Source organism: Bacillus sp. FSL W8-1127 (genome assembly GCF_038006725.1).
Taxonomy (GTDB): domain Bacteria; phylum Bacillota; class Bacilli; order Bacillales; family DSM-4216; genus Bacillus_O; species Bacillus_O smithii.
This window is the reverse complement of sequence record NZ_JBBOVU010000001.1, coordinates 81,811-96,603: the sequence shown is the minus strand read 5'-3', so window position 1 is coordinate 96,603 and position 14,793 is coordinate 81,811. Positions and strand designations below refer to the sequence as shown.

The following is a 14,793-nucleotide window of genomic DNA, read 5'->3' as shown; positions in this document are numbered from 1 at the left end:
AATTTGACTTGGCTTGTTTCTATCGAAACATTGGTTTACGCTTCGTTTTGTTCAGTTTTCAAGGATCCATTCTGCTCGCAAATCAGCGACTTTTATATATTATCACTCTTCTCACACAACGTCAATACTTTTTTTTGAAAAATCTTTGATCGTGCGTGATTTAACAGCGACAACGAAAATAAATATATCACCTGTTCAGAAAATGCGCAAGTATTTTTTTAATAGAGCATTTTGCAAAATTAGATTTTTATTAAAAAGAGTTTTAAAAGAAACCCAAATAAATTGGGGTATTTTGTATCTTTGGTTTACAAATATTCTGTTTGTCCTTTTTTGGGCGTACTTGCAGAATTTTTCGCTTTAAAAATTTTTTAAGCGGTTTGTTGCTTTTTACTCTCTTTTGCCATTGCGAGAGCTGAAACCAGTAATACGATGGCGTTCAAGTAAATATGAGTTTTTACTTTATCGATTCCCCACACATGCAGGGAGTTCGCTGTAAGATAACTTTTCATTCTTGAATTGCACCGTTCTACACTGGTTCGCTCATTGTAAAGTTCTTTCCAACGTTTGGAATCGCGGTGTGGATTAGAGTACCGGCGAAGATCCTTATTCACGTTAATTTTTACTACCATTCCATAGTTGGAGGATGAACAGGCTGCCATTCCTAATGGGCAATCCACTTTTCCGGTTGCGTGTGGACATCTGAATTTGAGCTGATCCTTATTGGCTCCCCAATAAGTCATTTCGTACCCCATAGAACAGCGTGGGGTTCCATTGGAGGCAATTCCTTCGGGAGGCTCCTTTTCATTACGCAAATTGAGTGGAATAATAGCTTGAGCCCCAATGTTCTTGGCGGATTCGTAGTTTTTAAGCTGGTCGTACCCACCATCCATTATCAGGAAATCAATTTTAGAGTTTGTACAACTCTTTACTTGTTCAATTAATTGTGGTGCGACATCCCCATCGTTGATATGAGCAGGGGTTACTTCAATCGCCATTGGTAATTCACTTTTGGTGTCAACGGAAAGATGCATCTTATAGCCAAACCAAGTCATTTTATTACCGAAGGAATCAAACTTTGCCCCCCAATTGGCGTTGCCTGTTTGTTCACTTCGCTTCTTAGGCTGCTTCTTTTCGTAAGCATCAATGGCGGCACTGTCGATAGCCTGATGTTTTCCATCAATTACTCCTTCCTCTTGAGCTAACTGGACGAGATCTTGAAAGATTCTTTTCACGAGTCCAGTTTTGGTTAGTGAAGAAAATACTCGGCTAAGAGTAGAGATGGATGGTGCAGGCCTGCTAATATCTAAACCACATTGGTAACGAAAACGCAGGTCATTTTTCAATCGATTGTGAAGAGAAGTAAAAGTATCAATACCTTCTAATGGGGCAGCGATAAGAGCCCTTAATATCCCTTCTTTGGAATGTCCTTCAGCCCCTTGGGGTGAAGAACTTTTCAATTGTTTAGCATAAGGACGCAAATCTAGAGCACTAAAAAAGATCGGTAATTTCTCTTTTGACTCTAAAATTTGCAATTCTTCAAAGGAAAATAGACTTTCTTGTAGAATATACAAAGTGACTTCCTCCTTGTGGATTTTTGTGGTTTGGTCACTTCAAAATTCTACAAATAAGGGGTGAAGTCCTTTTTTATGCTTTAGAAAACCTTATGGCTCTTGGGTTGAAAAATGTGCAAAATGCTCAATAAAAAACGGCTGCTGAAACTAATGCACGCAGCAGTTTCAGCAGCCACAGTCTCTCTTAATCTCTTTGACGCATTAATGGGAAAAGCAGCACATCCCGAATGGACGGTGAGTTGGTTAACAACATAACCAAGCGGTCTACACCGATTCCCAAACCGCCTGTAGGCGGCATTCCGTATTCCAGAGCTTCCACAAAATCTTCATCCATCATATGAGCTTCATCATTGCCTTGTTCGCGTTCTTTTAACTGAGCTTCAAAACGCTGACGCTGATCAATCGGGTCATTTAATTCCGTAAATGCATTGGCATGTTCGCGACCAACAATAAACAATTCAAAGCGATCCGTAAATCTTGGATCTTTTTCGTTTTTCTTAGCCAAAGGAGAAATTTCCACAGGATGGCCATAAACAAAAGTAGGTTGAATGAGTTTGTCTTCCACTCGTTGTTCAAAAAATTCATTAACAATATGACCGAATTTCATATTATCTGTTATCTCAATATTATGTTCTTTCGCCAACGCACGAGCCTCTTCATCGCTCATTTGTTTCCAGAAGTCAACGCCTGTATATTCTTTAATAGCATCGACCATGTGCAGACGTCTCCACTCAGGGGTCAAATCAACCGTATGTTCCCCATACTGAATAACTTGAGTTCCCAGCACTTCTTGCGCTATATGAGAGATTAAATTTTCTGTAAGCTTCATGATATCCGTATAATCAGCATAAGCTTCATATAACTCTATCATGGTGAACTCGGGGTTGTGACGAGTTGAAATTCCTTCGTTTCTAAAAACTCGTCCGATTTCATATACCTTTTCTAACCCTCCGACAATTAGGCGCTTTAGGTGAAGCTCAATGGCAATGCGCATATATAAAGGCATGTCCAAAGCGTTATGATGAGTAATAAACGGACGAGCAGCTGCTCCTCCGGCAATCGCATGCATCATAGGCGTTTCTACTTCAAGGTAGCCGTGGGCATCCAAATACCGACGCATTGATTGAATGATTAAGCTTCTCGTAATAAACGTTTGTTTGCTTTCAGGATTGACGATTAAATCTAAGTAGCGCTGGCGGTAGCGTTGTTCGACATCTTTTAATCCGTGGAATTTATCAGGGAGCGGGCGAAGAGATTTGGTTAACAGTTCAAAGTGGTCCACTTTGATCGATAATTCACCGACTTTTGTTTTAAAAACAGTACCTGTAACGCCAACGATGTCTCCTAAATCTGCTGTTTTAAACAAATCGTATTCGCTGTCTCCAACATTATCTTTGCGTACATAAATTTGAATTTGGCCGGTCAAATCCTGTATATGAGCAAAACCTGCTTTCCCTTTGCCGCGTTTTGTCATAATTCTTCCAGCCACCGCTACTTTTACGTTTTTATTCTCTAATTCTTCATTTTCCAGAGCTTCATATTCAGATCTTATTTCTTGAGATAGATGCGTGCGCTCGAAGCGTTTGCCGAACGGATCGATTCCTTTACTGCGAAGAGATTCTAATTTTTCTCTTCTTACCGCAAATTGATCATGTGTATCTTCATGACTCATTTTTTTCACTCCTACATTGATATTTATTTATTGATGGGCCGCACGTTTATACATTTACGATTGTGCATGTTCTTCATATATAGACATCCCTATTATTTTATAATTTATTTGTCCCAAATAGCAATGTTTATGGAAAACTTCCCTACAAAAAAACTGCCAGAAAGTTGGCAGTTTTCCTATTCATCCTGCTTGAACAGATTGTTTTTCTTCTAGTTCTTCCACAAAAGAAGTCAGCAGATTGACGAGTTCGTCTCGAGTCGTGCAGGCATTAATCGCATTTCTGACTTTGGCGTTTCCGCGAATTCCTTTTAAATACCATGACGCGTGTTTTCTCATTTCTCTAACAGCAATTTCTTCATTTTTCAAAGCAATCAAACGATCCAAGTGAAGGATGCAGACATCGATCTTCTCTCTCGGGGTAGGTTCACCAATTAACTCTCCAGATTCGAGATATTTAACGGTCCGATAAATCATCCAAGGATTTCCTAGTGCGGCTCTCCCTATCATGACGCCATCGCAGCCGACTTCTTCAAGCATTCTTTTTGCATCCTGCGGCGTACTGACATCGCCGTTACCGATGACAGGAATGCTTACAGCTTGTTTTACTTCACGGATAATGTCCCAGTTTGATGTGCCTTCGTACATTTGAGCTCTTGTTCTTCCATGAACGGCAACCGCTTGTCCGCCTGCGCGTTCTACTGCTTGCGCATTTTCCACTGCATAGATATGTTCCTCATCCCAGCCTATTCTCATTTTAACGGTCACCGGTTTTTCCACTGCGTCAACAACAGCAGCTACCATTTCATAAATTTTATTGGGGTCAAGCAACCATTTTGCCCCAGCATCGCATTTTGTAATTTTAGGCACTGGGCATCCCATATTGATATCAATAATATCGGCGTTCGTATTTTTATCAACGAACTTGGCCGCTTCTACGAGAGATTCTTTTTCTCCGCCGAAAATCTGCAAACTGAGCGGTTTTTCGCGTTCATCGATATAGAGCATGTTCATTGTTTTTTCGTTTTTAAAAATAATTCCCTTGTCACTCACCATTTCCGCATAAACAAGCCCTGCGCCAAACTCTTTTACTGTCAATCGAAAAGCCGAGTTGCAAACGCCAGCCATCGGCGCAAGAACCACCGGGTTTTTCATTTCAATATTTCCTATTTTAAGCATATGCTCTATCCCCTTTTACGTTTATTTAGTCGGAAGGGTTAAGCTCTTCCATTGAAATTTGCAGGCATTCAGCCACTTGCCTTAAAAATTCTTCTGTCGGCAAGCGGTTTCCTCTTTCGATCTCTCCTAAAACCGAAACCGAAATTCCTAATTCATTCGCCAATCCCTCTTGAGTATATCCCTTTAGCTTTCGAAAAGCGCGTATACGTCTTCCCCATTTATCTGTTTCCATAACCGTACCCCTTCTTTGTTTGGAATTTGTTCTAATATGTCAATTAAAGGTTTATCTATTGTCGGGATCTTTAAAAAAGGATCGATTTCTAAAATCGGAATAAGTACAAACAACCTTTCGTGCATTCGTGGGTGCGGTATGATCAAACGATCTGTTTTCCTATTTTCATTATTATAAAGCAAAATGTCAAGATCGATCGTTCTTGGCCCCCATTTTGTTTCTCTTACTCTCCCTAGCGACTTTTCAATTTCCAGGCAAGTTTCCAGCAATTCTTCGGCAGCAAGCGATGTTTCTATTTTGACTGCCATATTTAAGAACTTCCCTTGATCAGTATATCCGACCGGATCAGTTTCATAAATGGAAGAAATAGCCAGAACGTTTATCTTCGGATGACAAGCCAATGCCTGAATGGCATGTTTCAAATAATTCATCCGATCGCCGAGATTTGAACCAAGCGATAAATATGCAATATTATTCATGATTTTCCCTGCCTCTAGTAATCTCTACCGCTACATAATTGTAATGGCCCGGGATGGGAGGATTGGGTTTCACCACCTTAATGGTGCATTCATTTACAATCGGAAACTTTTCTAATATTTGTCTGGCGATTGTCTCCGCAGCCGTTTCCACCAATCGAAAAGTCTGTTTCTCCATGATTTCTTTACAAACCGTGTAAACTTCCGCATAATTTACCGATTGAGTTAAATCGTCTGTTTCTCCTGCTTTTTTTAATGATAACCGTAATTCTGCGTCCACTTCGAACCGTTGTCCTAACCGGTTTTCTTCGGGATAGACCCCGTGATAGGCGTAAAATTCCATCCCGTTTAAGATCACTTTATCCAATCCTCTCACCTTTTCCCATTAGTGCATCCATCATTTTCACCATTCGGCTGATCGGTTTCACATCGTGTACACGTACGATATGACATCCTTTTTGCATGCCAAATAAACAAGTTGCGCCTGTCCCTTCCATCCTTTCTTCTACCGGAAGGTCCAGCACATGCCCAATTACTCTTTTTCTAGAAGTAGCTAAAAGTACAGGATAGCCAAGAGCCACAATTTTATCGAGATTTTGCATCAACAGCATATCTTGATCTCTATCTTTTGCAAAACCAATACCCGGATCCAAAATGATTTTATCGTCGGGAACACCCGCTTTTTTCGCTATCTCAATACTTTCATATAAATCAAACAAAACATCTCTTACAAAATTTTCATAATCCATATTAGGGCGGTTATGCATCAAAATGATCGGCACTTTTTTTTCCGCTGCCACATCCGCAATTTCCGGGTCTTGTTTGGCTCCCCAAACATCATTAATTATATGGGCACCTGCTTCAATCGCTTCCGCTGCCGTCCTCGCCTTAAAGGTGTCAATGGAAATAGGCGCATCTACTCGCTTGGATACTTCTTGAATGACCGGAATCACCCTTCGCAATTCTTCCTCTACCGAAACAGGCTTATGGCCGGGACGTGTAGATTCTCCTCCTACATCGATAATCCCTGCTCCATCTTGTACCATCTCGATAGCATGAGATACTGCATCCTCCACCGAATAAAACTTGCCGCCATCCGAAAAAGAATCAGGGGTTACATTTAAAATCCCCATAATATACGTTTTTTTATCAAAATCGAACCGAAAGCGCCCCGCGAGCATTTTCATATGAATCATCCCCTTAGCACGTTAGAACTTCTCTTTTGGACTTATTGTAGCATAATTTTTGAAAAAACGATGGCAAATCAGATGCAAGCGGCGCGGGAGTTTTTTATGAACCAAAAACAGCCCGTAATCAACGAAAAACTATTCATTGCTACTATTCATGTAAAGTTGTGGAAATCGATTCCGGAAGGTTTTTAGAAGGAAAATGATAGACTAATGCCCCGCGTTGTTATTCCAACGAGCTTAAGGGGAGATGATGGATGCAAGGAAATACAGGGATCGAGTAGGAGGGAGCGATTAACTCCCGTCCTCTCACACCACCGTACGTACGGTTCCGTATACGGCGGTTCAATTAAGATAATTGACGCAAGTCTTTATAACTTCCGTGAATAGCTGTTCTCTTTATGCCAGTGGTCACTCCACCCTCCAAGAGGTCTCCCACGGGATTCACCGCTTCCTCCCTCAAGTGAGGTACTACGTTTTCTGTGTTCATCATGACTCACTGAATACCAAGGGCTATTCTCTCTTAATTGTTCGGTCCTTCTTAGTTGTTCTAGACCAACTAATACTATGACCTCTGCTGACTTCTGACGGTTCAGCTACTTATCACTAAGTAGGTTATGAAGAGTACTTCACATATCCGCCAGACCTCCCCGGGTAAGTACATGCACTTTCACACCATCTATCCGCCTCATTTACTCGATATGACCTTCGACAGAAAGAGCTTTGTTTTGTTATGCAAACTCACTCAATCATACCTAGCCTTATATGAGGTTCGTGTTCCTCGGACCGGTGTTTTGCCTCCAGCTTCCTTCAGATTCCGCGTCACCACGGACACCCTTGCTCTTGGCTAACCTCTACTTCTGTCTTCGGGGTTCGGGACTTACACCCTATAGTTCATGTACATGCCGGGCGCACATAAAAAAAGCAAGCCATTTCGGCTTGCTTTTTCAAAGCTTAGTCTTCAAATTGATAAAGCGGTGTGCTTAAGTAGCGTTCCCCATTGTCTGGAACAATCGCCAAAACTTTTTTGCCTTTTCCTAACTTTTTGGCGACTTGAAGAGCCGCATAAATGGCAGCGCCAGCGGAAATGCCTCCGAGCACTCCTTCATTCAGTGAAGCTTTTCTTGCAGAATCGAATGCTTGTTCAGTAGTTACCGTAATCACTTCGTCATAAACATCGGTATCTAAAACTTTAGGAACGAAGCCTGCCCCAATTCCTTGAATTTTATGTGGACCAGGTTGTCCTCCGGATAAAACCGGGGAATCTGCTGGTTCTACTGCATAAATTTTAATATTCGGATATTTTTCTTTCAGCACTTGGCCCGTTCCCGTTATGGTTCCGCCTGTACCGATACCGGCCACAAATGCGTCCAGTTGTTCATCACCGAACTGTTCTACAATTTCTTTACCGGTCGTTCGACGATGAATTTCCGGATTAGCAAGGTTTTCGAATTGTTGAAGCAACAGATAGCCGTTTTCTTTAGCGAGCTCTTCTGCTTTTTTGATGGCGCCTTTCATTCCTTCGGGACCTGGAGTAAGAACAAGTTGAGCTCCATATGCTTTCAGAAGATTGCGACGTTCTAAACTCATCGTTTCCGGCATAACAAAAATCGCAGGATAGCCTTTCGCCGCAGCTACCATAGCAAGCCCGATCCCTGTGTTTCCGCTTGTAGGCTCAATGATCGTTCCGCCAGGTTGAAGTTTTCCTGATTTTTCAGCCGCTTCGATCATGGCCAACGCAATACGATCTTTTACGCTGCTGCCCGGATTGAAATACTCTAATTTTAAATAAACATCAGCTGAATCGGCATCAACAATTCTGTTCAGCTTTACAATCGGCGTATTCCCGATCAATTCTGTAATGGAATTCGCAATTTTTGCCACTTCGATCACCTCAAAACCGAGTAATTTTATTGGTATTATCGTAAATAATTTACCAATAAATTATCAAAATGTCAATTGATAATGTCTGAAATTTATAATAAAACAAAAATAAAACAAAAAAATCTTTGGATTTAAACGGAAAATATATTATTTTAAAAAAATATGATCTAATAGAGAATTCTATCTTAAGTATCCAAAAAAGGAACAACAGCCCTATTATCAAAACGGGCGGGAAAATTTCCCGCCCAATAGATGGTCTTTATTTTGCTTCTTGCAGCATGGCTTCCAATTCGTCTTTAGTAAATACATATTTCTCATTGCAAAAATGACATTGCGCTTCCGCTTGGCCATCTTCATCGATCATGTCTTGAATTTCCTCTTTTCCCAGCCCAATAATGGCAGTCGCAAAACGTTCCTTAGAACAATTGCACTTAAATTGAACAGGTATTTTATCCAGTATTTTTACTTGGTCTTTCCCAAGAATTTCAAATAAAATTTCTTCCGGAGTTAATCCATTCTGAATGAGCTTTGAAATGGGCGGAATCGTTTTGAGTCGTTCTTCTATCCTGTCAATCGTATCATCATCGGTGCCAGGCATCAATTGAATAATAAATCCTCCGGCAGCCAGAATCGAATTGTCAGGATTCACCAAGACTCCCACACCGACAGAAGAAGGGATTTGTTCAGAGGAAGCAAAATAATAAGTAAAATCTTCACCAAGTTCACCGGATACAATCGGAACTTGTCCGGAAAAATTTTCTCTTAATCCAAGATCTTTCACGACTGTAAGTGTTCCTGAGGTCCCAACAGAACGGCGGACATCAAGTTTTCCATGTTCATTTAAATCGAAATGGGTTTGAGGATTGGTGACATAGCCGCGGACATTTCCGTTCGCGTCGCTGTCTACTAAAATAATCCCGATAGGGCCTCCGCCATCCACTTTAATGGTCACTTTGGCGTTTCCTTTCATCATGGAACCCATCATGACCCCGGCTGTCATAGTACGCCCTAATGCTGCAGATGCTGTAGGCCATGTGTAATGTCTTCTTTGTGCTTCTCCGACTGTGTTGGTTGTATTGGCAGCATAAGCACGGACCTTGCCATCAAAAGCAAGGGCTTTTATTAAATAATCACTCATATGTTTCTCCTTTCCTATTCAATGTTTCGCTTATAAATGAGTCTCAAGCCTTTCAACGTCAAAAACGGATCAACGTGATCGATGGTTTCCGACTCGTTGGCAATAAGCGAGGCCAATCCCCCGGTGGCAATCACTTTCGGCTCAATTTTGCTATATGCTTTCATTCGACTGACGATGCCGTCAACCTGTCCTACAAACCCATAAAAAATCCCGGACTGCATGGCTGCAACCGTACTTTTTCCAATGATATGGTCGGGTGCCGCAATTTCTATCCGGGGCAGTTTTGATGCCCTAGTATATAAAGCTTCCGTGGAAATACCAATGCCCGGGGCAATAGCTCCTCCCATATACTGTTCCTTCTCATTGATATAACAATAAGTAGTTGCCGTACCAAAATCGACGATAATTAACGGACTTCCGTATTCGTGTATCCCGGCAACCGCATTCACAATTCGATCCGCTCCTACTTCACGCGGATTGTCGTATTTAATATCCAGCCCCGTTTTAATTCCTGGACCTACAATCAGCGGGTTCACATGAAAATACTTTTGACACATTCTCTCTAAGGAAAACATAATAGGAGGGACTACCGATGAAATGATAATACCATGAATATCTTCAAAGCGAATCCCCACATGCTCAAAAAGAGATTTCACCAACATGCCGTATTCATCTTCCGTTTTACTCCGGTTCGTTTCGATTCGCCAATGGAATTTTAATTCGTCCTTTTCATATACCCCTAATACTGTATTAGTATTTCCAACATCCAATACAAAAATCAACCCACTCACCACACATATTAATCTTAAAAATTCCTGTCAACATCATATCACAGAATATCCGATTTTCGTAAAGATTGGCTCTTGCAGAAAAGTTTCCGAACATACCCGTTGATACTAGCCGTAATCTAAACGAAAAATCCAACTTGTTGAAATCCATGTTCATCTACTGCAGAGACGTATCCATATTCGTTCATCGCAAACATCCAACTCAAAAAAGTCGTTAAAAATCCATTCTGCTCTTTTCCCATCTGTATTCATGAAACAAGTTTGCCGCGAAAGTTTATCTGCTTCATTTCAAAAATAGCCTCCCGGCATCAAAGCTGTTCCATCTTTGATATCCGGGAGGCTTTATATCATTGTCGTCTTACTTTATGCCCAAAAATGCTTCCAAGCAAGCTTGCTTTTCTCTTGAAGGAGTCGATCTTAAACTGTTTTGTCCCCATCGTTCCCTGAATTCGGGGGATTTTTATCAGAATTGGAAGCCGATTCACTCTGATCTGTTGAATCATATTGATTCGATTCTTCCGTCGGCGACTCTTCTTTTTTCTGAATATTTACCTTTACATTATCATTGTTTGTTGCCTTTTTGTCAGTTGAAGCGGAACGGTCCGGTAAAGTGCCGTGTTCCACTAAATGTTTAATTTGAGCCGCATCCAGCGTTTCTACTTCCAACAGTGTTGTAGCAATCAATTTCACTTTATCTTGGTTTTCAGTCAGAATCTTTTTAGCGCGCTCATAACACTCTTTAATAATACGCTGAATTTCAAGATCAATTTCGTAAGCGATTGCATCTGAATAATTTTGCTCACTGTTTAAATCACGTCCAAGGAACACTTGGCCATGAGATTGTCCGAACTGAAGCGGACCCAATTTATCGCTCATTCCAAATTCGGTTACCATTCTGCGAGCGATACTTGTAGCGCGTTGGAAATCATTATGAGCACCAGTCGACACTTCTCCGAAGGTAAGCTCTTCCGATACACGACCCCCGAGCAATCCTGTGATCTTATCCAGCAATTCTGGTTTTGTCATAAAATAACGATCTTCTTTCGGAAGCATAACCGCATATCCACCAGCTTGACCGCGCGGGACAATCGTTACTTTATGAACCATTTCCGCATCATCCAGTACTAGTCCAATCACTGTATGCCCAGCCTCGTGGAAAGCCACAATTCTTCGTTCTTTTTCTGAAATCACTTTGCTGCGTTTGGCCGGTCCGGCAATGACGCGGTCTGTTGCCTCATCAATATCGGACATATCTATTTTTTTCTTGTTTGCACGGGCCGCAACAAGTGCCGCTTCGTTCAACAAGTTTTCCAAATCTGCTCCAGAAAAACCGGGAGTTCTTTGCGCAATCGCCTTTAAATCTACAGAATCATCTAAAGGTTTATTGCGGGCGTGAACTCGAAGAACCGCTTCTCTTCCATTCACATCAGGACGATCTACTGTGATTTGACGGTCGAAACGTCCCGGACGCAACAATGCTGGGTCGAGAATATCCGGACGGTTTGTTGCTGCAATGATGATAATCCCCTCATTTGCGCTAAATCCATCCATTTCAACAAGCAATTGGTTTAACGTTTGTTCTCTTTCGTCATGTCCGCCACCAAGACCTGCACCGCGTTGACGGCCAACTGCATCAATTTCATCTATAAAAATAATACAGGGGGCATTCTTTTTGGCTGTCTCAAATAAATCCCGGACACGAGAAGCACCGACCCCAACAAACATTTCCACAAAATCGGAACCGCTAATGGAGAAAAACGGGACTCCCGCTTCGCCCGCTACAGCTCGAGCAAGCAGAGTTTTCCCTGTTCCTGGAGGTCCGACTAAAAGCACACCTTTCGGAATACGAGCTCCTAATTCGGAAAATTTACGCGGATCTTTCAGGAATTCAACAATTTCAACCAGCTCCTGCTTTTCCTCATCGGCTCCAGCTACATCCCGAAAGCGCACTTTTTTCTTCTCGTCATTATACAACCGGGCTTTGCTTTTTCCGAAGTTCATGACACGACTTCCGCCGCCCTGCGCTTGGTTTAATAAGAAGAAAAATAGTATAAAGATAATCAAAAATGGAATAATTGTAGTAAAAAAGGAGACCCAACCGCTAGTTTCCTTAGCAGGCAGCACTTCCACTCTGGCGTTCTTTGCAGCATTGTCGATGCGGTTAAGAAGAGTGTCGCTGTTCATGACATACGTTTGAAAATAATTGCCATCGTCGCCTTTTAATTGACCACGAACTTCGTAAACGCCTCGCTCAGGCTGCATGGAAAAAGACTTTACATCATTATTTTCCAAGTGAGATATAAACTCGTTATACGTTATATTTTTAGTTGGCTGGTTGTTGTTATTAAAATAACCAACAACGCCAATAATCACTAAAAAGACTAGCAAGTAAAATATGGTATAGCGAAAAATGCGATTCATCCCTTACCTCCTCCCACCATCAAGAAAACTATATACAATAGTATCACATTGAATCTTAGTGTTACAAACAATAATCATCCCTTGAATTCGTTTTTTCATTCGCGCAACCCACTTTACCTATTTGCTTTCATTATTCCTATAAACTTCAGGTTTTAAAACCCCGATGTAAGGTAAATTCCGGTATTTTTCAGCATAATCCAAACCGTAACCAACCACAAATTCATCCGGAACGATGAAGCCAACATAATCCGCTTCAATATTCGCCTTGCGTCCTGTCGGTTTATCCAGAAGGGTTACGATCTTGATCGAATTTGCTTTACGGTAACGGAAAAGCTCGACTAAATAGCTTAAAGTCAATCCGCTGTCGATGATATCTTCAACGATTAGTATGTCCCGCCCTTCGACAGAAGTATCAAGGTCCTTCACAATTTTCACTTCTCCGGATGAAACGGTGGAATTGCCATAGCTGGAAACATCCATAAAATCCATTTCCAAATAGGCGTCCACCCGTTTCAACAAATCCGCCATAAACGGCATGGCTCCTTTCAAAACGCCGATCACAAGCGGAAACTTGTCCTTGTATTCTTCTGTCAAATAGCCAGCCAATTCTTTAATTTTTTCTTGGATCTCTTCTTCTGTGATTAAAATTTTTTCAATATCCTGATTCAGCACTTTGTTTGCCCCCCAGATGATGTTTGCTTAATATAAATTAAAATATCATCATTCTCATTTTCGTTTTGTTTTTCAAAGATCGATTTCCTAAGACCCGGGATCCATAAAACTTTCCCTTTGGAATCGGCCACAATCGGCCAATGATCACGATAAGAACGCGGTACTTTCAAATCAATAAAAAGCTTTTTCACCTTTTTGAATCCATCCATCCCTTTTAATGCGATGCGGTCGCCCGGTTTTCGCGTACGGATAATCAACGGCATTGCGACTGCCTCTCGATTCAGGCAAAATTGGTCATCTTTTGATGGGAATTTGTCTGCGTTCTTCCTTTTTGTCAGGATCAATTGGTCACCGTTCGGAAGGACAACTTTTCCTTCCGTTTTTAATTCATATGAATATTCTTTTGTTTCATCCTTTATGAAACCGAAAAAACATTCCTGATACTGCCGAATCACTTTCAATCCTTCCGGAAGATCAAGGCTTCCAGAGGGATGGTGATGTTGGATCAATTGCAAAATTTGACGAATATGTACATTTGTAAATGGGGTTTTTTTCTTATAAAGATAGTTTAATATTAGATGAATCCCTCTTCTTTGTAAAGACAAAGGCATTTTTTGAAACTCTTCAATATCCAAGGAAATTCCGTCGTTTTTGTGCGTCCATATGTTTTCCATTCTTTCATAGGTCAATTTTAGCAAAAAACGTTCATCTTCCAGCATTTCCTCACTAAATGTTTGAAAATGTTCATGAACTTTCGGATTTTCTGTTTTCAAAAAAGGAAGCACTTCGAGACGAAAACGATTGCGTGTATATGCGCCTTTCGAATTGCTGGGGTCGATTCGAGGATTCAGTCTGTAAAAATCACAGTAGGCTAAAATCTCCTCTTTCGTTATGCCTAACAACGGACGGATGATCCATCCATTGTGGAAAGGCCTCAAATAAGGAATCCCTGCCCTTCCTTTCCCGGATGTTCCTCTTGTCAACCGCATTAAGATCGTTTCTACCTGGTCATCCCCATGATGCGCAAGCGCTAATTTATTAGCCGCAAACCGGGTCATTGCCTGTTGAAAAACTTGATAACGCACCATTCTAGCGGTTTCTTGAAGCCCTGTTCCATTGTCTCGAATGATCTCACTAACGTTGATCCGCTTGGATAAGCACGGAATATGAAATTCTTTACAAAATTCTTCAACAAACAGAAGTTCTTCATACGATTCCTGCCCGCGAAACATGTGGTCAAGGTGAACGGCAAACAGATCGATCCCATAAAATTCTCGTTTTCTCGCCAAATAGTGCAACAAAGATAAAGAATCCGGCCCCCCTGATACCCCGACGACTATTTTATCGCCCTTATCAATCAATTGATGTTTCTTAATAAACTGTCTGACCTTTTCTTCATACTCAAGCATCGCAATTCGTCCTTTATCTTGAAAGCAGGTGAAAGGTTTCACCATGTGGGATATTCGGAATAGAAACCTTTTTTTGTTATGCAATAAAAGGCTCGCTAAATAAGCATGAACGTGGTGAACGTAAAAACAGCAATGCAGTTCCTATTAGACACTGCTTTTGTCGACTT

Annotated in this window: 13 protein-coding genes; all 13 read right to left on the bottom strand. The window is 41.2% G+C overall.

The window, feature by feature from the left end; all coding sequences use genetic code 11:
- Positions 1-368: 368 nt before the first annotated feature.
- Positions 369-1,571, bottom strand: coding sequence for a transposase (locus tag NST12_RS00445; RefSeq protein ID WP_270583607.1), 1,203 nt, complete (start codon positions 1,569-1,571; stop codon positions 369-371).
- A 184-nt stretch (positions 1,572-1,755) separates the two neighbouring features.
- Complete coding sequence (gene lysS, locus NST12_RS00440) at positions 1,756-3,243, bottom strand: lysine--tRNA ligase (protein WP_003352280.1); 1,488 nt, start codon at positions 3,241-3,243, stop codon at positions 1,756-1,758.
- Positions 3,244-3,423: 180 nt separating this feature from the next.
- A complete protein-coding gene (gene dusB, locus NST12_RS00435; RefSeq protein WP_048622355.1) occupies positions 3,424-4,419 on the bottom strand; it encodes a tRNA dihydrouridine synthase DusB in 996 nt (331 codons plus the stop codon).
- Between the two features lie 25 nt (positions 4,420-4,444).
- Complete coding sequence (locus tag NST12_RS00430) at positions 4,445-4,651, bottom strand: helix-turn-helix domain-containing protein (protein ID WP_048622354.1); 207 nt, start codon at positions 4,649-4,651, stop codon at positions 4,445-4,447.
- Positions 4,603-5,130 (bottom strand): 2-amino-4-hydroxy-6-hydroxymethyldihydropteridine diphosphokinase, encoded by a 528-nt coding sequence (gene folK / locus NST12_RS00425; RefSeq protein ID WP_341100026.1) that lies wholly within the window; start codon positions 5,128-5,130, stop codon positions 4,603-4,605. The genes NST12_RS00430 and folK overlap by 49 nt, the downstream gene beginning before the upstream one ends.
- A complete protein-coding gene (gene folB, locus NST12_RS00420; protein ID WP_341100025.1) occupies positions 5,123-5,494 on the bottom strand; it encodes a dihydroneopterin aldolase in 372 nt (123 codons plus the stop codon). Before folB ends, folK begins: the two co-directional genes overlap by 8 nt.
- Positions 5,487-6,308 carry a dihydropteroate synthase gene (gene folP, locus NST12_RS00415; protein WP_341102096.1) on the bottom strand — a complete coding sequence of 274 codons (822 nt, stop codon included), beginning with the start codon at positions 6,306-6,308 and terminating at the stop codon, positions 5,487-5,489. Before folP ends, folB begins: the two co-directional genes overlap by 8 nt.
- Positions 6,309-7,268: 960 nt before the next feature.
- A complete protein-coding gene (cysK, locus tag NST12_RS00410; protein WP_048622351.1) occupies positions 7,269-8,198 on the bottom strand; it encodes a cysteine synthase A in 930 nt (309 codons plus the stop codon).
- A 259-nt stretch (positions 8,199-8,457) separates the two neighbouring features.
- A complete protein-coding gene (gene hslO / locus NST12_RS00405) occupies positions 8,458-9,336 on the bottom strand; it encodes an Hsp33 family molecular chaperone HslO (protein ID WP_048622350.1) in 879 nt (292 codons plus the stop codon).
- Between the two features lie 14 nt (positions 9,337-9,350).
- Positions 9,351-10,118 (bottom strand): type III pantothenate kinase, encoded by a 768-nt coding sequence (locus NST12_RS00400; RefSeq protein ID WP_048622349.1) that lies wholly within the window; start codon positions 10,116-10,118, stop codon positions 9,351-9,353.
- A 423-nt stretch (positions 10,119-10,541) separates the two neighbouring features.
- Positions 10,542-12,545 (bottom strand): ATP-dependent zinc metalloprotease FtsH, encoded by a 2,004-nt coding sequence (ftsH, locus tag NST12_RS00395; protein ID WP_341100023.1) that lies wholly within the window; start codon positions 12,543-12,545, stop codon positions 10,542-10,544.
- Between the two features lie 117 nt (positions 12,546-12,662).
- Positions 12,663-13,217 carry a hypoxanthine phosphoribosyltransferase gene (hpt, locus tag NST12_RS00390; protein WP_341027648.1) on the bottom strand — a complete coding sequence of 185 codons (555 nt, stop codon included), beginning with the start codon at positions 13,215-13,217 and terminating at the stop codon, positions 12,663-12,665.
- Positions 13,211-14,626 (bottom strand): tRNA lysidine(34) synthetase TilS, encoded by a 1,416-nt coding sequence (gene tilS, locus NST12_RS00385; RefSeq protein ID WP_341100022.1) that lies wholly within the window; start codon positions 14,624-14,626, stop codon positions 13,211-13,213. The genes hpt and tilS overlap by 7 nt, the downstream gene beginning before the upstream one ends.
- Positions 14,627-14,793: the final 167 nt, after the last annotated feature.

Bases quoted from the DNA above. Each gene is read 5' to 3' on its own strand.
- lysS (WP_003352280.1), bottom strand. From the start codon at position 3,243: ATGAGTCATGAAGATACACATGATCAATTTGCGGTAAGAAGAGAAAAA.
- dusB (WP_048622355.1), bottom strand. From the start codon at position 4,419: ATGCTTAAAATAGGAAATATTGAAATGAAAAACCCGGTGGTTCTTGCG.
- NST12_RS00430 (WP_048622354.1), bottom strand. From the start codon at position 4,651: ATGGAAACAGATAAATGGGGAAGACGTATACGCGCTTTTCGAAAGCTA.
- folK (WP_341100026.1), bottom strand. From the start codon at position 5,130: ATGAATAATATTGCATATTTATCGCTTGGTTCAAATCTCGGCGATCGG.
- folP (WP_341102096.1), bottom strand. From the start codon at position 6,308: ATGCTCGCGGGGCGCTTTCGGTTCGATTTTGATAAAAAAACGTATATT.
- hslO (WP_048622350.1), bottom strand. From the start codon at position 9,336: ATGAGTGATTATTTAATAAAAGCCCTTGCTTTTGATGGCAAGGTCCGT.
- ftsH (WP_341100023.1), bottom strand. From the start codon at position 12,545: ATGAATCGCATTTTTCGCTATACCATATTTTACTTGCTAGTCTTTTTA.
- tilS (WP_341100022.1), bottom strand. From the start codon at position 14,626: ATGCTTGAGTATGAAGAAAAGGTCAGACAGTTTATTAAGAAACATCAA.